The 15,819-nt window shown below is 52.9% G+C and carries 18 protein-coding genes; 2 read left to right on the forward strand and 16 right to left on the reverse strand.

The genetic code is table 11. From position 1 onward, the window contains the following. Positions 1–54 precede the first annotated feature (54 nt). The 9 genes from ccmI to ccmA are packed head-to-tail and all read right to left on the reverse strand — an operon-like array spanning position 55 to position 7,123. On the reverse strand, positions 55–1,266 hold the full coding sequence (gene ccmI, locus SPK40_RS13140) for a c-type cytochrome biogenesis protein CcmI (RefSeq protein WP_330960751.1): 1,212 nt from the start codon (positions 1,264–1,266) through the stop codon (positions 55–57). Continuing rightward, positions 1,263–1,778 carry a cytochrome c-type biogenesis protein gene (locus SPK40_RS13145; RefSeq protein ID WP_330960752.1) on the reverse strand — a complete coding sequence of 172 codons (516 nt, stop codon included), beginning with the start codon at positions 1,776–1,778 and terminating at the stop codon, positions 1,263–1,265. The genes ccmI and SPK40_RS13145 overlap by 4 nt, the downstream gene beginning before the upstream one ends. Next, positions 1,775–2,329, reverse strand: coding sequence for a DsbE family thiol:disulfide interchange protein (locus tag SPK40_RS13150; RefSeq protein WP_248143653.1), 555 nt, complete (start codon positions 2,327–2,329; stop codon positions 1,775–1,777). Before SPK40_RS13150 ends, SPK40_RS13145 begins: the two co-directional genes overlap by 4 nt. Beyond that, positions 2,326–4,323, reverse strand: coding sequence for a heme lyase CcmF/NrfE family subunit (locus SPK40_RS13155; protein ID WP_330960753.1), 1,998 nt, complete (start codon positions 4,321–4,323; stop codon positions 2,326–2,328). The genes SPK40_RS13150 and SPK40_RS13155 overlap by 4 nt, the downstream gene beginning before the upstream one ends. After that, a complete protein-coding gene (gene ccmE / locus SPK40_RS13160) occupies positions 4,320–4,805 on the reverse strand; it encodes a cytochrome c maturation protein CcmE (protein ID WP_248143651.1) in 486 nt (161 codons plus the stop codon). The genes SPK40_RS13155 and ccmE overlap by 4 nt, the downstream gene beginning before the upstream one ends. Beyond that, the gene (gene ccmD / locus SPK40_RS13165; protein ID WP_330960754.1) at positions 4,802–5,008 is read right to left on the reverse strand and encodes a heme exporter protein CcmD; all 207 of its coding nucleotides are present in this window, start codon (positions 5,006–5,008) and stop codon (positions 4,802–4,804) included. Before ccmD ends, ccmE begins: the two co-directional genes overlap by 4 nt. 7 nt (positions 5,009–5,015) lie before the next feature. Continuing rightward, positions 5,016–5,747, reverse strand: a complete 732-nt coding sequence (locus SPK40_RS13170) for a heme ABC transporter permease (protein WP_248143649.1) — start codon at positions 5,745–5,747, stop codon at positions 5,016–5,018. 49 nt (positions 5,748–5,796) lie between these two features. Beyond that, the gene (gene ccmB / locus SPK40_RS13175; protein ID WP_248143647.1) at positions 5,797–6,465 is read right to left on the reverse strand and encodes a heme exporter protein CcmB; all 669 of its coding nucleotides are present in this window, start codon (positions 6,463–6,465) and stop codon (positions 5,797–5,799) included. Position 6,466: 1 nt separating this feature from the next. Beyond that, complete coding sequence (gene ccmA / locus SPK40_RS13180) at positions 6,467–7,123, reverse strand: cytochrome c biogenesis heme-transporting ATPase CcmA (protein ID WP_330960755.1); 657 nt, start codon at positions 7,121–7,123, stop codon at positions 6,467–6,469. Between the two features lie 108 nt (positions 7,124–7,231). Between ccmA and SPK40_RS13185 the strand changes: the two genes are divergently transcribed. Together SPK40_RS13185 and SPK40_RS13190 are read left to right on the forward strand one after the other, a co-directional pair. Then, positions 7,232–8,083 (forward strand): hypothetical protein, encoded by an 852-nt coding sequence (locus SPK40_RS13185; protein ID WP_330960756.1) that lies wholly within the window; start codon positions 7,232–7,234, stop codon positions 8,081–8,083. Beyond that, positions 8,080–8,379 (forward strand): EscU/YscU/HrcU family type III secretion system export apparatus switch protein, encoded by a 300-nt coding sequence (locus SPK40_RS13190; RefSeq protein WP_248143644.1) that lies wholly within the window; start codon positions 8,080–8,082, stop codon positions 8,377–8,379. The genes SPK40_RS13185 and SPK40_RS13190 overlap by 4 nt, the downstream gene beginning before the upstream one ends. A gap of 33 nt (positions 8,380–8,412) precedes the next feature. Here SPK40_RS13190 and SPK40_RS13195 read toward each other — a convergent pair whose 3' ends face one another. The 7 genes from SPK40_RS13195 to SPK40_RS13225 form a co-directional block, all read right to left on the reverse strand. After that, positions 8,413–8,844 (reverse strand): DUF2802 domain-containing protein, encoded by a 432-nt coding sequence (locus SPK40_RS13195; RefSeq protein WP_248143643.1) that lies wholly within the window; start codon positions 8,842–8,844, stop codon positions 8,413–8,415. After that, on the reverse strand, positions 8,844–9,338 hold the full coding sequence (locus tag SPK40_RS13200) for a chemotaxis protein CheW (protein WP_248143642.1): 495 nt from the start codon (positions 9,336–9,338) through the stop codon (positions 8,844–8,846). The genes SPK40_RS13195 and SPK40_RS13200 overlap by 1 nt, the downstream gene beginning before the upstream one ends. A gap of 22 nt (positions 9,339–9,360) precedes the next feature. Further along, positions 9,361–10,923: a chemotaxis protein CheW gene (locus SPK40_RS23010; RefSeq protein WP_442957575.1), complete on the reverse strand. Its 1,563-nt coding sequence runs from the start codon at positions 10,921–10,923 to the stop codon at positions 9,361–9,363. Next, positions 10,913–11,692 carry a ParA family protein gene (locus SPK40_RS13210; RefSeq protein ID WP_248143641.1) on the reverse strand — a complete coding sequence of 260 codons (780 nt, stop codon included), beginning with the start codon at positions 11,690–11,692 and terminating at the stop codon, positions 10,913–10,915. Before SPK40_RS13210 ends, SPK40_RS23010 begins: the two co-directional genes overlap by 11 nt. Before the next feature lie 9 nt (positions 11,693–11,701). Beyond that, on the reverse strand, positions 11,702–12,838 hold the full coding sequence (locus tag SPK40_RS13215) for a protein-glutamate methylesterase/protein-glutamine glutaminase (protein WP_330960757.1): 1,137 nt from the start codon (positions 12,836–12,838) through the stop codon (positions 11,702–11,704). Positions 12,839–12,903: 65 nt separating this feature from the next. Further along, positions 12,904–15,060, reverse strand: a complete 2,157-nt coding sequence (locus tag SPK40_RS13220; protein WP_330960758.1) for a chemotaxis protein CheA — start codon at positions 15,058–15,060, stop codon at positions 12,904–12,906. Between the two features lie 9 nt (positions 15,061–15,069). Next, complete coding sequence (locus SPK40_RS13225) at positions 15,070–15,792, reverse strand: protein phosphatase CheZ (RefSeq protein WP_248143637.1); 723 nt, start codon at positions 15,790–15,792, stop codon at positions 15,070–15,072. Between the last annotated feature and the right edge of the window lie 27 nt (positions 15,793–15,819).

Genomic DNA, 15,819 nt, shown 5'->3' on the forward strand with positions numbered 1-15,819 from the left:
CTGGATAATGATATCCAGTCTGTTTTAGAACTGCCAGTATGTTTCAGGATATTGCTAAAACTGTGTATCAATTGTAATGGTTGTTTCCCCTCCCAGCGGGACAACACCACTTTCACCAAACCAGTCACCGTCTTTCGTCGCGACGTTCCCATCATGGTCAATTCGCGCCCGCACGATGAGGTTCGATTGCTTGGACATCAACCGGTCAGGCACCATGCTGTCGCTATCTGTCAGTGTCAGCGTTAACGGGAAACGGGACAACGGCAACCGTCTTGCCGCCAGAGGCATCGGTGCACCGTCTGCAGTGTGAACAGACACGATCACCATTCCTTGCGCCGGCAGGGTAACGGAGGGGGCCAGATTCACTGTCACGGTTACCCCTGGACTCGGGTTCGCAGCACGCTCGATTTCTTTTTTGGCCTGAGCAATCCCGCCATCAATCATTCTGAGGCGATCTTCACCAATCCCCGGCAAGCTTTTCATCTGCTCCCAGAACTGGATTGCTACCGGATAATTGCCCTGACTGAACGCATCAAATGCCAGTAACGCCATTGCTTCAAAATTTTCCGGATGTCGTTCCAGCAGATGTTTCAGCATCGTCCGCGCAAACTGAAGCTGGCCTGGTTCGCCCCCCATCATCAGCGTCCGGGCATATTCAAGCTGTAGCGTTGGATCACTGGGTTCAAGATCCAAGGCACGTTTCATCGCGCCCTGTGCCGTTTCAATATCCCGGTTCGCAATACCGATCCGGCCAAGCAGCAGCCAGCCGGTCGCATCATTCGGGCGCTCATGTAAGCGCGTCCGCAGACCAAGCGTCAGATCATTCATTTCCTCATCCGTCAGCGGCTCAGCATTCTGAACCATCAGCTTTTGAGTCAATTGAGGCAGTCTGGAAACCGTTTCCTGCCAGACTGCAACTTTCTGCTGATTACCTACAATATGGTACAAGCCGTAAGACACACCAATAATGACCAGGACACCCGGCAACAATAACCAGGGCTTAAACAATGAATACTGCTGAACCTGCCCTGCCGGCACATCATCCAGCAGGGACTGCTGCAGCTCAACTTCCATTTCATCCGGATTGGCAATCAAGCCTTCGCTGCTCTCTTCTTTGAGCTCACCCAACCGGTCACGAAAGAAGGCTTTGTTCAGCTCATCCCGGCTGGCGACCTGATCCTGGTTGCTGCCAACGAAAGCAGGCACAATCAAAAACGCCAGTGCAATCAGCACCAGAATCAGGGTGGAAATCCAAAATAACGTCATTTTTTCACCTTGTTATCACCAGCCTGACTGCTGTTGTCTGCCTGTTGCTCCATTTCCTCAAGCAGTGCATTCAGACGTGCCGACTCTGCTGCATCCATGGTTTTCGTACCTGCGACGCCGCGTCGGGAACGGTAAACCAGCACACTGGCCCCGATCAGCAGAAAACACAGCGGTCCCAGCCAGAGAATCAACGTGGAAGGCATGACAGGTGGGTTATAAGTCACGAAGTTACCGTAGCGGGCAATCATATAATCAATGATTTCCTGCTTTGATTTCCCCTGTTCCAGCAATTCGAACACTTTCTGACGCATATCTTTCGCCAGCTCGGCGTTCGAATCTGCAATATTGTTGTTCTGACACTTCGGACAACGAAGCGTTGCTGTCAGATCCTGAAAGGCCATTTCCTGCTCATGCGACTTGAACTCATACACATCAATAGCGGCCTGTGCAGGCAGGCAGACTGAAAGCCAGCCAGCAATGCTCAGTGCAACCGCTGCAATCCAGTGTTTCATCCTTTCGCTTCCTCCTGCAGTCGCTCGTAGATAGGCTTCAGGGTACTTTCCCAGTTTTGCGGATTCACATCCCCCACATGGCGATAGCGGATGATCCCTTTGGCATCAATCAGGAATGTCTCCGGGGCGCCGTAAACCCCCAGGTCCATTCCCAGCATCCCATTGCCGTCGAACAGGCTGTGCATATAAGGATTGCCCAAGTCATCCAGCCAGCGGATGGCTTTTTGTCGCTCATCCTTATAATTCAGGCCAATAATTTTAACGCCCTGACTGGCCAGCTGATTGAGATACTGATGCTCTGCATAGCAGGTCGGACACCAGGTTGCCCACACATTCAGCAGCAGCGGCTCCCCATGGAAAATGTCCTGCTGGTACAACGTGTCTGCGTTCGCTAAATCTTCCAGACGAAAAGCCGGAACAGGCTTCCCGACCAGGACGGATTCCAGGCGGGTCGGATCATCGCCGTCCGCATTGCGGGTCAGCTGCTCCATAAACACAGCCACCAGCGCGATAAAAATCACAAACGGGATAAAGAGCAGTTTCTTGTTCATCCATTCACCTCCGCCTGAGATACAGCAACATGTTCCTCAGCGTGCTCTGTTTTTTTGAAACGCTGACGGAATCGGTAGCGCTTATCGCTGATTGCCATTGCGCCACCCAGCGCCATCAAAATGGCACCGGCCCACAGCCAGTTCACAAATGGCTTGTAATATATCCGGACCGCCCAGGCGCCATCATTCAGCTCCTCGCCCAATGCCACATAAAGATCGCGGGTCACACCACTGTCGATTGCAGCCTCCGTCATCATTGAGCCTGCCACTGAGTAGAATCGCTTCTCGGCATGCAGTTCAGTGATAAATTTACCGTTGGCTGTCACCACAAAGTCGCCGATGAAACCATCGTAGTTCGGCCCTTCCACATTGCGCAGACCGGCCAGACGGAAATCATACCCTTCCACATTCACAGACTGACCCGGCGACAGGCGCACATCACGCTCCAGATCATAATTCGAGACCAGTGTAATCCCGATCAGGGTGATCGCCAGTCCGATATGACCCAGCACCATCGCCCAGTGACTGCGGCCCAGCTTACCCAGACCGACCATCAGTGGATGCCGGTGTGTGGCGCGCTCATACAACTCATAGCCCTGCAAAATGATGATCCAGAATGCCATCACCAGCCCCAGAACAGCCAGCGGCTGGATCGGGTCCGGACGCAGCCAGAGCACCAGCAGGGACAACGGCAGGGTGATCAGCGCAGAAATGATCAGCGGACGACGGATATTGGCAAAATTCTCTCGCTTCCAGCGGACCAGCGGCCCGATTCCGAGGAAAAACGCAAAAGGAATCATCAGCCAGGTAAACAGTGTGTTGAAGAACGGTACACCAATCGAGACAGAACCCAACCCGATTTGCTTGTGCACCAACGGCAGCAATGTCCCAATCAGGACCACCAGTAACCCCGTGACCAGCAACAGGTTGTTTGCCAGCAGGAAATTCTCGCGTGAGAACAAGCTGAAGCTGCCGTGGGAACGGATCTTCGCACCACGCAACGCGTACAGCAACAGGGATCCGCCAATCACGACAACCAGGAAGCCCAGAATAAACATCCCGCGTGCCGGGTCAGAAGCAAACGCATGTACGGAAACCAGAACACCGGAGCGAACCAGAAAAGTACCGAGCAGACTCAGTGAAAAAGCCGAAATCGCCAGCAGGACCGTCCAGGCTTTAAAGGTTCCCCGTTTCTCCGTGACTGCCAGTGAGTGCATCAACGCTGTCCCGGCCAGCCATGGCATGAAAGATGCGTTTTCAACCGGATCCCAGAACCACCAGCCGCCCCAGCCGAGCTCATAATAAGCCCACCAGGAACCCAGCGCGATTCCCAAAGTCAGAAACGACCAGGCGGCAATTGTCCAGGGACGCGACCAGCGAGCCCAGGCCGTATCCAGTCGTCCGGTCATCAGTGAAGCAATTGCAAATGCAAAAGCGACCGAGAAACCCACATAACCCATATACAGCATCGGCGGGTGAATAATCAGCCCCGGGTCCTGAAGCAGCGGGTTTAGATCACGGCCATCTACCGGGAAATAAGGCAGGGTACGCAGGAAAGGATTGGAGGTCAGAATAATAAACAGCAGGAAACCGACGGAAATCATCCCCATGACGGCAAGCACCCGGGCCACAGATTCCTGCGGCATCCCGCGGCTGAATGTTGCAACTGCGGCCGCCCAGGTCGCCTGAATCAGCACCCACAGCAGAAGAGAGCCTTCATGCGCTCCCCATACTGCCGTAATCCGGTAGTACCAGGGCAGATTACTGTTGGAGTTGCTGGCCACATATGTCAGCGTAAAGTCGTTGCTGTAAAAGGCCCAGGCCAGTAAAACAAATGACAACAGCAACATCACAAAGACGCCGTAAGTCAGAGGCCTTGCCAGACGCATCAGTACCGGATTTCCCTGATGAGCACCGTATAAAGGATAAAAGCTGACCAGGAGCGATAACCCCAGCGCCAGGATCAGGCTGAACTGCCCTAACTCTGCAATCATTGCACACTACCTTGTTTTTGTTGGTCGGTGTATTCCAGCGGCTTGTGGTTTTTCTGCATGGCTTCCGCAACTTCCGGCGGCATGTATTCCTCATCATGCTTCGCCAGCACTTCATGGGCCTCTACCGTCGTTGCATCCACCAGAACGCCCTGAGCAACAATGCCCTGCCCTTCACGGAACAGATCAGGCAGAATACCGTCATAACGGACAGTCACTTCAGGACCGACATCAGCTACCCGAAAGCTGACCTGCAGTGAGCTCGGGTCACGCGAAACCGAACCTTTCACCACCATGCCACCAATGCGCAGACGCTGACCCACTTCAGGCTTTGTCCCATCCGACTTACCTTGCACCAGTTCAGTTGGCGTGTAAAACAAATCCATATTCTGGTTCATGGCATACAGAACCAGGCCAACCGTCACACCCAGTCCAGCGAGCAGGGCAATGACAACAGTCAGGCGTTTTTTACGTCTTGGGTTCATAGCGTATTCTCCAGCTTCTCAGCAGCTTTAATGCGGCGCTCACGGGCTATTTTATTTTTGATTTCAGCTGCCAGATGACGACTTTGGCTGACACTGCGCCAGAGCAGAATCAGCAGAGATAAAGCAGAAATACCATAAGCAGTCCAGACATATCCGGCATACCCGCCCATAGCAAAAAATTCACGGATGGATTCAAAATGCATACTCACCTCACTGCATCAACTGGCGTACCCAGGGACGGTGGCTTTCCCTGAGCAAAATTTCATTTCGCAGGCGAATCAGTGTCACTGCGCCAAAGAAACAGGCAAAACCGACAATATTCAGCAGCAGAGGCCATAGCATACGACTGTCAATGGAGGGCTTGGCAAACTTTGTAATGGTCGCGCCCTGATGCAGGGTATTCCACCACTCCACTGAGAAATGAATAATCGGCAGATTAATCACCCCGACGATGGCCAGAATCCCCGCCGCTTTCGCCGCCGTTTTCTGATCATCAAAGGCGTTATAAAGCGCAATAACGCCCAGGAACAAAAACAGCAGAATCAGTTCAGAGGTCAGCCTGGCATCCCAGACCCACCAGGCGCCCCACATCGGTTTACCCCAGATGGCGCCGGTCACCAGTGCAATAAATGTGAAAACAGCGCCAATCGGTGCCATCGCTGCAGCAGCCATATCAGACAGACGAACCTGCCAGACCAGCCCGATAAAGGCAGCAACAGCCATCCAGAGATAAGCGCCCATCGACCAGATAGCTGCCGGGACGTGCAGGTAAATAATCCGGAAACTGTCGCCCTGCTGGTAATCAGCAGGTGCAAAAGCCAGCCCCCAGATCGAACCGATCGTCAGGCTGAGTAAAGACAAGACTGCAAACCAGGGCAGCAGAGTGCCGCACAGTTGGTAGCATTTTTCAGCTTTAGCGTAGGGATGTAACCACTTCCACATCTTTCAATACTCTATGATGATAATAATTATTGCTTCCAAGCTTTTTTGGTCAGTTCACACTAACCCGCAGCGAAGCTGCGATGGCAAATGGCGCCAGTGTCGCCGCACCTGCCAGCATCGCGCCCATCAGGGCCAGCTGCCCCTGATAGCCCATTCCCAAAGACGCGGCTTCTATTGCAGAGGTCGCAAAGATTAGCACGGGAATGAATAACGGCAGGATGAGCAAGCTCAATAATACCCCACCTTTGCGTAATCCAACCGTGAGTGCAACCCCTATCGCCCCCAGAAAACTCAGGGTCGGCGTGCCGATCAGCAGCGTCAGGACCACAGCCAGCCAAGTAGACCAGTCCAGCGACAATAAAATTGCCAGCAAGGGACTGATTAATAACAATGGCAAGCCGGTCAGCACCCAGTGAGCAATCACTTTTGCCAGCGCCAGGACAGGTAAAGGCGTTGGCATGAGCATCATTTGCTCCAGGGATCCATCAACAAAATCATCACGGAATAAGCGCTCCAGCGACAGTAGTGCAGCCAGCAAAGCAGCCACCCAAATAATGCCGGGCGCAATTCGTGCTAACAGGTTCGGCTCAGGCCCGATCCCCAGCGGAAACAACGTGATGACAATAATAAAAAACCACAGCGGGTTAAACACATCTGCCTGACGACGAAAAGCGATCAGCAATTCTCGCCGGATGACCTGATACATCGAAGACAACATTCTACAGCGCCTGCCCCAAAGTAATTTTGCGCAGACGATCCTGCGAGGAAAACATATCCTGATGCGTGGTCAGCAGTACAGTACCCCCACGTTCAGTATGGGACACAAACAGCTGTTCCAGCACTTTTACTCCATGTTTATCAATCGCGGTCAGGGGCTCATCCAGAATCCACAACGGATGATTACTCAGCCAGAGCCTTGCCAGCGCCACTCGTCGTTGCTGACCTGCAGACAGCTGACCCGCAGGCACATCTTCACGGCCCGCCAGACCGACATGCGCCAGCGCTTGCCAGATCGCATCCTCACCCTGCACTTTAGCCTGCCCCGTCAGTGCCTCGTTGTGACGGAGCTCATGCATTGCCTGAAAAAAAGTCAGGTTTTCGTAAGCCGTTAATTCGCGCTTCACCCCAGTTTGATGTCCCAAAAACAACATCTGGCTATGATACTCTTCACGGACATGGACTATCTTGTTATCGTGCCAGTAAACGTCACCGGCATCCGGCTGTCCCAGTCCGGCGATAATGCGTAACAACGTGGTTTTACCTGCACCGTTGCGACCTTCAATCTGAACCAGTTCGCCGGGAGTGACAGAAAAATGAAGATCATCGAACAGCACACGTTCATCGCGGGTACAGCTCAATCCGTTCACTGACAACATAGTGATGCGTCATCCTGAGTGTGTTAAATCATCCCCGGATAATATCACAGCGACGAATATCTTTGTTAGTTTCAGGCTGTTATCAATCCGGTAGCAAGGTAAGTAAATGTGACCTCTATATCTCAAACTTCGGCTTATCAGACAGCCATCAACAATACGTCGCGGACAGCAGAATCTCAGGCAACCGGGACCGTAACCCAGACGGCCTCGCCCCAGCAGACCGGTGCGACTTTATTCCAATCCGGGAATCAGATCAGCCAACTTTCACACTTGTTAACACAACTTCAAGTGTTGCAACGATTATTCGGCCATCTCCCCCCGAACCTCAGCACACAGGGGTCCCCGGTTGCACAATGGCTGACGCAGTTAGTGCTGCCTCAGTCTCCGGCGGAGATTGTCCGGTGGCTGCAGCAGGGGGCAGGCAAAGACAGCCTGAAGGCGCTGGTGACTCAGTTGTCTCAGCCGGACAGCCCGCTGGCGAAACTGCTGGCCAGCTTACCGGACAACGTCCAAAGTGAGCTCAAAGCACTGATCCGCCTGGCTGCCGAGCAGAGAATTGCCGGTAATCCGGTCGGACGCGATGAAAATACACCCTTTATCCTCCATCTGCCTCAGGCAAACGGGCGTGAGATCCGGCTCAGTGTGCAATCCAGAGACACGCAGTCAAAAACTACCAAAAAGCGCCCGGGCCGCAGTTGGGTCGTCACGCTGGGCTTGCCCGTTGGCGAGCAGGACAGCCTGCAGGCAACGGCTATCTGGCAGGATGAAAAACTCAGCCTGAGCTTTGACAGTGCCCAACCTGCAGTTTTGCAGCAAGCGGAATCTTTATCGCCTCAGCTGACCCGTCGCCTCAAAGCTTTGGAAATCAAATGCGAAGCGGTCTCTTTCCGACTCACTCCGGTTGCTGAGGACAACGACCCGATCATGGCCCCGCAATGCGGCATCAGGATAAGCGTATGAATAAAAAACAAAACAGCGCCATCGCGTTAAGTTACGACGGCTATGAAACACCTTACGTTGCTGCCAAAGGCTATGATGACTGGGCAAAAGAAATTATTGAGCAGGTGAAAGCTCAAGGCGGCTTAATTCATCAGGATCCGGTACTGGCCGAGTATCTGAACCGACTGGAGGTGGGCGATGATATTCCGCCGGCCCTCTTTGTGGTAATTGCAGAACTGATTGCGTTTTCCTGGGTCCTGAACGGAAAAACCCCTCCCGGGTGGGAAGGGTATCAACCTGTGAATGAAACAGCATGAAGCTTGGAAGTGACAGGCATCCGGGATGCCTGTTTAACGACGGCGCTTACTCATGCGTTGCTGTAAGCGAAGTAACAACTCAGCTTCAGCCTTTGGCAGATCACATTCTTCCATGAGCTCATTCACGTCAGCCCCCAGCTCGACCATTTTACTGGCGCGACTGTACAAACGGCCCTCAGGATCCTGCATGGCCATTTCTCCCTGACGTTCAGACAATTCATCCTGCTGACGTGCCAGATCAGCCATTTTATTGCTCATGGCGATTGCGCCGGCACGCAGTTCATGGAACTGTTTGGTTAAGCTTTCTTGCTGCTGTCTGGCTGTTTTCAGTAACAATTCAGCCGCAGAAAACTTCGATTCAAGTTCCTGACGTGCTTTTCGTTCACGCTTGACCAGCACAACAGCAATTACAACCGCCAGCAAAGAAACAGCCAGCGGCAGCCATTTAAGCAACAGTTCTGGCATCACAGGTACGCCATCTCATCCCATTCTTCATCAGACAGGAGCTTATTCAAATCAACCAGAATCAGTAATTGGTCATCTCGGTTGCTGACGCCCTGAATAAACTTGGCGCTTTCATCAGTTCCCACGCTTGGTGTACTGTCAATTTCAGAGCTGCGCAGGTAAACCACTTCCGCAACACTGTCGACCAGAATACCAATGACCTGTTTTTCAGCTTCAATGATCACGATCCGGGTATTATCCGAAATATCTCCTGGTGTCAGGCCGAAACGGGCACGGGTATCAATCACTGTCACGACATTGCCGCGCAGGTTGATAATACCCAGCACATAATCCGGAGCGCCCGGAACTGGTGCAATTTCGGTGTAACGCAGAACTTCACGGACCTGCATTACATTAATACCGTAGGTTTCTTCTTCCAGCTGGAAAGTGACCCACTGTAATACCTGGTCGTGACTGTCTTCTTTTTGAATTTCGGCAACATTTACCTGCGACATGCTGTTTCCTCTCCGGCCTTTGTCACACAATACTGTTCACGTCTAAACCCGCTTTCAGCATAGAAATGAGTTCGTTGACATGAATTAAAGCACACATTTTCTCTTTCACCATACCCGCCAGCCAGGGCCGTTTGCCTGCCTTTTCACGCCAGCGAACACTATGTTTTGTCAGGGTTTCTGTTCCGTGAAGTTGATCACAGGCCAGCCCCCATTTGCTTTCACCCAACATCACCACATACCGGTAGTTTTCCCGGTGGTCATCGTTGTGTATGGATTCAGGCATGACCCAGCGTGCTGTGTCGACCACATCCAACTTACGGTGCTGCTCAGACTGCAACCCCATATACCAGCTCGGGCGACCAATCAGGTGACTCAATTCACCTAATTGATGAATTCCGCCCAGTTCTGTCAGTGACACCGCGAACGTCACGCCATTCACGGAGAAAAACAATGCCTGAAACTCAAACTGACCACTGGATGCCGGCAATTCCCAGGACGGCGGCGGTGGTTCTGAGGTCAATTCAGGTTCAGGCTCTGCCGTCGTTTCCGGGACCGGCTCAAAATCCGGCGCAGTCACCTGAGTTTCTTCCGGAACAGATAGTTCTTCGACGGCCACATCATTAAGGATGTCCGTCTCAGCAGAAGTGACAACTATTTCCTCTTCAGGCTGAGAGCTGGTTTCCATAACCGGGCGCGAAACTTCCGATTCGGTCACGGATGGGGCCTCTGCCACTTTCGGCAGGGTCTGCATCAGCCAAAAATCATCTTCCGGCTCTGCATAAGGCGCAATCGCAGGCTCCGGCTCCTGAAATATGAGCGAAGCTGGTTCCGGTAAGGGCTCCGGAAAAATATCTTCAACCGTTTCCGTAATTGACGTTTGGAACGCTTCCTGAGCCGATTCCTGCAGCATTTCACTGTCTTCAAACCAACCGGGTGCATTCAGTCCGGTTTCAACCGGCTCTGCATCGTCCTGCAGTTCCAGTGCCGCCAGCTGATGCTGATCTGCCACCCAGGCTTCACTCTCGGAGATCACCTGTGCCTGCATGGCTGACATCTGATCCAGCAAACGCTGTAACTGGTCTAAGTCAGCCTTACTGCGAGGCGGTGTAAACCTGACCTCAGGAACACGGAGCTCCGGTTCCTCATCCACAATACCGGATAGAGATGACGCCGGTACGGGTGATGGAATAGGTGTCGCCATCGCCCGCAAAGACGGCGGTTCAGCCCCGACAGCGGTCAGCGAACCCTCTGAATCGGCAGATTCATCCAGCAAGTTGAAATCAAAGGGCTGATGAACTGCGGTTTGTGCAGCCATATCCGCCAGTACTTCAACCGGCTCCTCTTCCTGAAGCTCTGCTTGAAGCTCTTCCTGCGGCTCTTCGTGAACCGGCTCTGTTGCCAGCTCAGAAACCATTTGAGGTGCATCATCAGGCGTGGCATCTTCACTCTCCTGATGCGCCGGGGCTGCCAGCTCCGCAGAATCCGGGTCTGTCAATACGTCATCAGGCTGCAGGGAATCATCCAGCAGCCCGAAAAAATAATCATCGAGTGCCTGTTCACTGGACAGCTTGAAGTTATCGTTCATCTTGACGAAGCCGCTCCAGGTAATTCAAAAGTGTTTTATAGGCATAGACGCCACGTGAACCGCGTGCATACAAAGACGGTGGCATGTGCTTGATACTGGCATCACGGAACTTGGTATCAATCGGCACCGCCGAGGCCCAGACCTGATTGGCGTAGCGCACTTTCAGTTCCTGCAGGGTCTCAAGCGACGCCCGGGTCCGCTTGTCATACATGGTCGGCACAATGGTGACTTTGAAATCACTCGGACGGGACTTTTGCATGATCTGCAGTGTTCGCATCATACGTTCCAGACCTTTCATGGCCAGGAACTCCGTTTGTACCGGGATAAGGATGCGATCGCTGGCCGCCAGCGCATTGACCATCATCACCCCAAGAATGGGCGGACAGTCAATCAGCACATAGTCATACTCTTCATTCAGGCATTGCAGCGCCTTTTTCAGGATCAGTCCCATCCCGCTTCGGGTCCCCATCACCCGATCCAGTGTTGCCAGTGACATATGGGCCGGCAGCAGATGAATGTGCTTATACCGGGTCTCCAGTACCATAGGTTTGACTGTATCACGGTTGATGGTCGACAGCTGGAATAGGTCAAACAGGCTGGCATCAAGACGATCAGCATCAAAATTAAAGTAAGTGGTCAGAGACGAGTGCGGATCGGTATCCACCAGTAGCACCCGTTTGTTCCGCTCACTTAACAAGCCCGCCAGACTGACAGTTGTCGTGGTTTTACCCACACCGCCTTTCTGATTGGCAATACTCCAGACTACCACACCCGCTCCTTAAGCTAAGCCGACCTCAATCAGAATACGCTCAGCAATTCGATCTAACGGTAAATCCTCGGAAGAGATTCCTGCTTTCGCCACTGCCTGCGGCATCCCGTATACCACGCAGCTTTCTTCATCCTGCGCCCATACCGTTGCACCCGCAGATTTCAGCATGCGAGAGCCGTCCCGACCATCTGCACCCATCCCGGTCAGGATCATCGACAGTACTTTGTCGTGATAAACCTTTGCTGCTGAACCAAAAGTCACATCCACACATGGCTTGTAGTTCATGCGATCGCCGCCATCAATAATTCGCAGGCGGCCATTGCCCGGACGGCCTTCCAGCATCATCTGCTTCCCGCCAGGAGCCAGATACGCAGTTCCGGCACGCAGCACATCGCCATCTTCAGCTTCTTTCACGCTGATCTTACACAGATTGTTCAAGCGAGCAGCAAAGGCCGCGGTAAAGGTCGCTGGCATGTGCTGGACCAGTACAATCGGGTAAGGAAAATTAGCTGGTAACTGAGTCAGAATTTTTTGCAGCGCAACCGGACCACCCGTTGATGTTCCGATAGCCATCAGCTGATAAGACTTGCCTGTCGCCTTGAAACGAGCGGCAGGACGAGCTGGTGCTGAACGGGTCTGCGTTGTCGCAGACGCAGTACTGAGCGTCGTACGCGCGGTGGTCAGCGGACGACTTGTCGCCGCTGTGGTCGTGCTGACTGCCGGACGAGCCGGTACTCTCATAAACAAACGCTTACGGGCCAGTTCACCCACACGCTTTTGCAGCAGTGACACCGCCTCATCTTTATTTCGGGCAATGTCTTCAAATTTTTTCGGCAGAAAATCCAGTGCCCCGGCATCCAGCGCATCCAGTGTCGCCTTTGCCCCTTCGTGAGTCAGAGAAGAGAACATCAAAATCGGCGTCGGGTTGGTTTTCATGATTTCGCGCACTGCGGTGATACCATCCATCACAGGCATTTCGATATCCATCGTGATGACATCCGGCTTTAAAGTCCGCGCTTTTTCAACGGCTTCCTTACCGTTGACAGCATCGCCAATCACTTCCAGACGCGGATCCGCATTGATAATTTCACTCACCCGGCGGCGGAAAAAACTGGAGTCGTCCACCACCAAAACTTTTACAGCCATTTTATTTCATTCCGTATGCAATCAGGCACGAATGATCAGGGGCTGTGCGCCCCTGTTGATTGTTATTATCTGCGGCCTGCGTAATGTTTCAGAAGGTTTGGCACATCAAGAATCAGGGCAATATGACCATCACTGGTGATGGTTGCGCCTGCCATACCCGGCGTACCTTGCAATAGCTCATCCAGCGGCTTGATCACCACCTCTTCCTGACCAATCAGAGTATCGACCACGAAGCCCATGCGCTGATGACCAATCTGTACAATCACCACATGACCCAGCTGACGGTCGCGCTTCTCTACACGATGGCCAATCAGCCAATCCTGCAGATAGAAGAGCGGAATGGCCTTATCGCGTACGATAATGGTCAATTGCCCGTCCACCACGTTGGTCTTGCCGAGATCCAGATGGAAAATTTCATTCACACTTGCCAGCGGCAGCGCAAACGGCTGGTCAGCAACACCGACCATCAGGGTTGGCAAAATCGCCAGCGTCAACGGCACTTTAATATCAATGCGCGTGCCTTTACCCAGGTTCGAATCAATATGGATGGAGCCATTCAACTGGCTGATACCAGTTTTCACTACGTCCATACCCACGCCCCGGCCGGAGATATCTGAAATCTCTTTCTTGGTCGAGAACCCTGGCGCAAAGATCAGGTTGTAACATTCGCTGTCAGACAACCGGGCTGCCGCATCAACGTCCATCACACCGCGTTCAACAGCGATCTGACGCAGACGATCCGGGTCCATACCGCCACCATCATCTTCGATGGTCAGCAGAATATGATCCCCTTCCTGTGCTGCCGACAGCAGGACAGTACCGATTCGTGACTTACCGGCTTTCTCGCGGACATCGGGCATTTCAATCCCGTGGTCAACTGAGTTACGCACCAGGTGAATCAGCGGATCTGCCAGTGCTTCCACCAGGTTTTTATCCAAATCTGTTTCTTCACCGCGCATTTCAAGCACGATTTCTTTTTTCAGGCTGCGGGCCAGATCGCGAACCACGCGAGGAAAACGACCGAACACTTTCTTAATCGGCTGCATGCGGGTTTTCATCACCGCACCCTGCAGATCAGCCGTCACCACATCCAGATTGGCAACCGCTTTCGACATTTCTTCGTCGTTGCTGTTCTGCCCCAGACTGATGAGACGGTTACGAACCAGCACCAGTTCACCCACCATATTCATGATGGTATCCAGAGTCGACGTATCGACGCGAACCGTTGCCTCTGCCTGTGGTTTGCTCTTTTCTTTCAGCGCAGTAGTTTTCCGCTCAGCCAAAGGCTGCAGTTTTTCTGCCACTGGAGGTGTAACCGGCTTCGGCTCTGCTTTCGGGGCCAGAGCAGATGCAGGTTTGGTCGCAATGGCCAGCTCTTCGTCAGAAGGCCCTTTACCGGAGCCATGCAGTTCATCCAGTAAACGTTCAAATTCATCGTCCGTCATCAGATCGCTGTCGCCTGACGCACCGACTTTCGTTTCAGGCACAACCGCCTGCGGCGCCGCGGCGGCGACTTCGTCGCCCGGCCCTTTTCCGACACCGTGGAGCTCGTCTAACAAACGCTCAAACTCGTCGTCGGTAATATCACCGTTGTCGATATCCGTCGACACCGGTTGTGTCGGTGCTTTCACTTCTGTCGCTGCCACGCTCGGGCCAGCCCCGGAGCCATGCAGCTCATCCAGTAAACGTTCAAACTCGTCCTGGGTAATTTCGTCGACAGAATTTCCGGCAATCGCAGATTGATTCGGATCGGCCTTCGGTGCTACTTCCTGGACTGGCGCTGCTGCGGCAACAGGCTCTGAAACCGTCTCAGCTGCCAGTTCTTCCGGGCCTGGTGGCTGACTGTAGTAATGCAGCGCATCCAGCAGGCTTTGCTCTGCAGGATCGATCGGTTCACGATCCTGCAGCTGAGAAAACATCACATTAATGGTATCTAACGCCTGAAGGATGACATCCATCAGCTCAGACGTGACCGTTCGCTTACCCGTACGCAACAGGTCAAAAATATTCTCGGCGCCGTGACAGGCATCAACCAAAGGTGTCACCGCCAAAAATCCGGCACCACCTTTTACCGTGTGGAAACCGCGAAAAATCGCGTTCAGCAGGTCGGAATCTTCCGGACGACGTTCCAGGTCAACCAGCTGCTCAGAAAGTAACTCCAGAATTTCCCCTGCTTCGATTAAAAAGTCCTGCAGGATATCTTCATCTAAATCAAAGCTCATAAGCTTCCCCTAAAATCCAAGGCTTGATAGCAGATCATCAACATCATCTTGAGTAGACATCACGTCGGTACGTCCGGCAGTGTTGATAATCGGCCCTTCCGGAGAGAGTGGCTGTTGTTTTTGATTGGTGTCAGCGATGCCTTCATTTTGGTCAATCCCGGCTGCTCTCAGAATTTCGACCAGTTGATGCTCCACTTCATGAACAAGTTCAATAACCCGGCGTATCACCTGGCCAGTCAAATCCTGGAAGTCCTGCGCCATCAAAATCTCAGTCAGGTGCTGGTGCAGCTGCTGGCTGTCCCCTTCCACCTGAATCAGAAGCGCATCAATTGCATGACAAAGCGATTTAAATTCACTCAGTGTGATGTCGCCCTGCATTAATCGCTGCCATTGGGGTTTCACTTGCAACAGGCGCTCCTGCAATAAATCAGCAATTGGCAGAGTGCCTTCAACTGCATCCATTGTTTTGTTAGCAGCTTCTTCTGTTTTATCGATCACATAAGTCAGACGACCACGTGCATCAGGAATGTCCGTGGTTGCCAAATCGGCAATCCGGGGGTCCAGGCGAAAGTTTCGCAGTGAATCATGTAATTGACGGGTCAGCTTACCCACTTCCATATACATGGGATCTCTGCAATCCGTCACCATGCTCCGGAACAGCTCATTGGCTTCCGCCCGCTGGTTCGTCTCCAGCAGGTTTACCAGCTCTCTCGCCTGTTCAAGTGAAATCATATGTGTCTACCCTTGTTCGCGTCAGAC

This window comes from Photobacterium sp. 53610, assembly GCF_036409375.1.
GTDB lineage: Bacteria > Pseudomonadota > Gammaproteobacteria > Enterobacterales > Vibrionaceae > Photobacterium.

What these genes read in the sequence shown, in the direction of transcription:
- ccmI (WP_330960751.1), bottom strand. Translation starts at nt 1,266, where the DNA reads ATGACGTTATTTTGGATTTCCACCCTGATTCTGGTGCTGATTGCACTG.
- SPK40_RS13145 (WP_330960752.1), bottom strand. Translation starts at nt 1,778, where the DNA reads ATGAAACACTGGATTGCAGCGGTTGCACTGAGCATTGCTGGCTGGCTT.
- SPK40_RS13150 (WP_248143653.1), bottom strand. Translation starts at nt 2,329, where the DNA reads ATGAACAAGAAACTGCTCTTTATCCCGTTTGTGATTTTTATCGCGCTG.
- SPK40_RS13155 (WP_330960753.1), bottom strand. Translation starts at nt 4,323, where the DNA reads ATGATTGCAGAGTTAGGGCAGTTCAGCCTGATCCTGGCGCTGGGGTTA.
- ccmE (WP_248143651.1), bottom strand. Translation starts at nt 4,805, where the DNA reads ATGAACCCAAGACGTAAAAAACGCCTGACTGTTGTCATTGCCCTGCTC.
- ccmD (WP_330960754.1), bottom strand. Translation starts at nt 5,008, where the DNA reads ATGCATTTTGAATCCATCCGTGAATTTTTTGCTATGGGCGGGTATGCC.
- SPK40_RS13170 (WP_248143649.1), bottom strand. Translation starts at nt 5,747, where the DNA reads ATGTGGAAGTGGTTACATCCCTACGCTAAAGCTGAAAAATGCTACCAA.
- ccmB (WP_248143647.1), bottom strand. Translation starts at nt 6,465, where the DNA reads ATGTTGTCTTCGATGTATCAGGTCATCCGGCGAGAATTGCTGATCGCT.
- ccmA (WP_330960755.1), bottom strand. Translation starts at nt 7,123, where the DNA reads ATGTTGTCAGTGAACGGATTGAGCTGTACCCGCGATGAACGTGTGCTG.
- SPK40_RS13190 (WP_248143644.1), top strand. Translation starts at nt 8,080, where the DNA reads ATGAATAAAAAACAAAACAGCGCCATCGCGTTAAGTTACGACGGCTAT.
- SPK40_RS13195 (WP_248143643.1), bottom strand. Translation starts at nt 8,844, where the DNA reads ATGCCAGAACTGTTGCTTAAATGGCTGCCGCTGGCTGTTTCTTTGCTG.
- SPK40_RS13200 (WP_248143642.1), bottom strand. Translation starts at nt 9,338, where the DNA reads ATGTCGCAGGTAAATGTTGCCGAAATTCAAAAAGAAGACAGTCACGAC.
- SPK40_RS23010 (WP_442957575.1), bottom strand. Translation starts at nt 10,923, where the DNA reads ATGAACGATAACTTCAAGCTGTCCAGTGAACAGGCACTCGATGATTAT.
- SPK40_RS13215 (WP_330960757.1), bottom strand. Translation starts at nt 12,838, where the DNA reads ATGGCTGTAAAAGTTTTGGTGGTGGACGACTCCAGTTTTTTCCGCCGC.
- SPK40_RS13220 (WP_330960758.1), bottom strand. Translation starts at nt 15,060, where the DNA reads ATGAGCTTTGATTTAGATGAAGATATCCTGCAGGACTTTTTAATCGAA.
- SPK40_RS13225 (WP_248143637.1), bottom strand. Translation starts at nt 15,792, where the DNA reads ATGATTTCACTTGAACAGGCGAGAGAGCTGGTAAACCTGCTGGAGACG.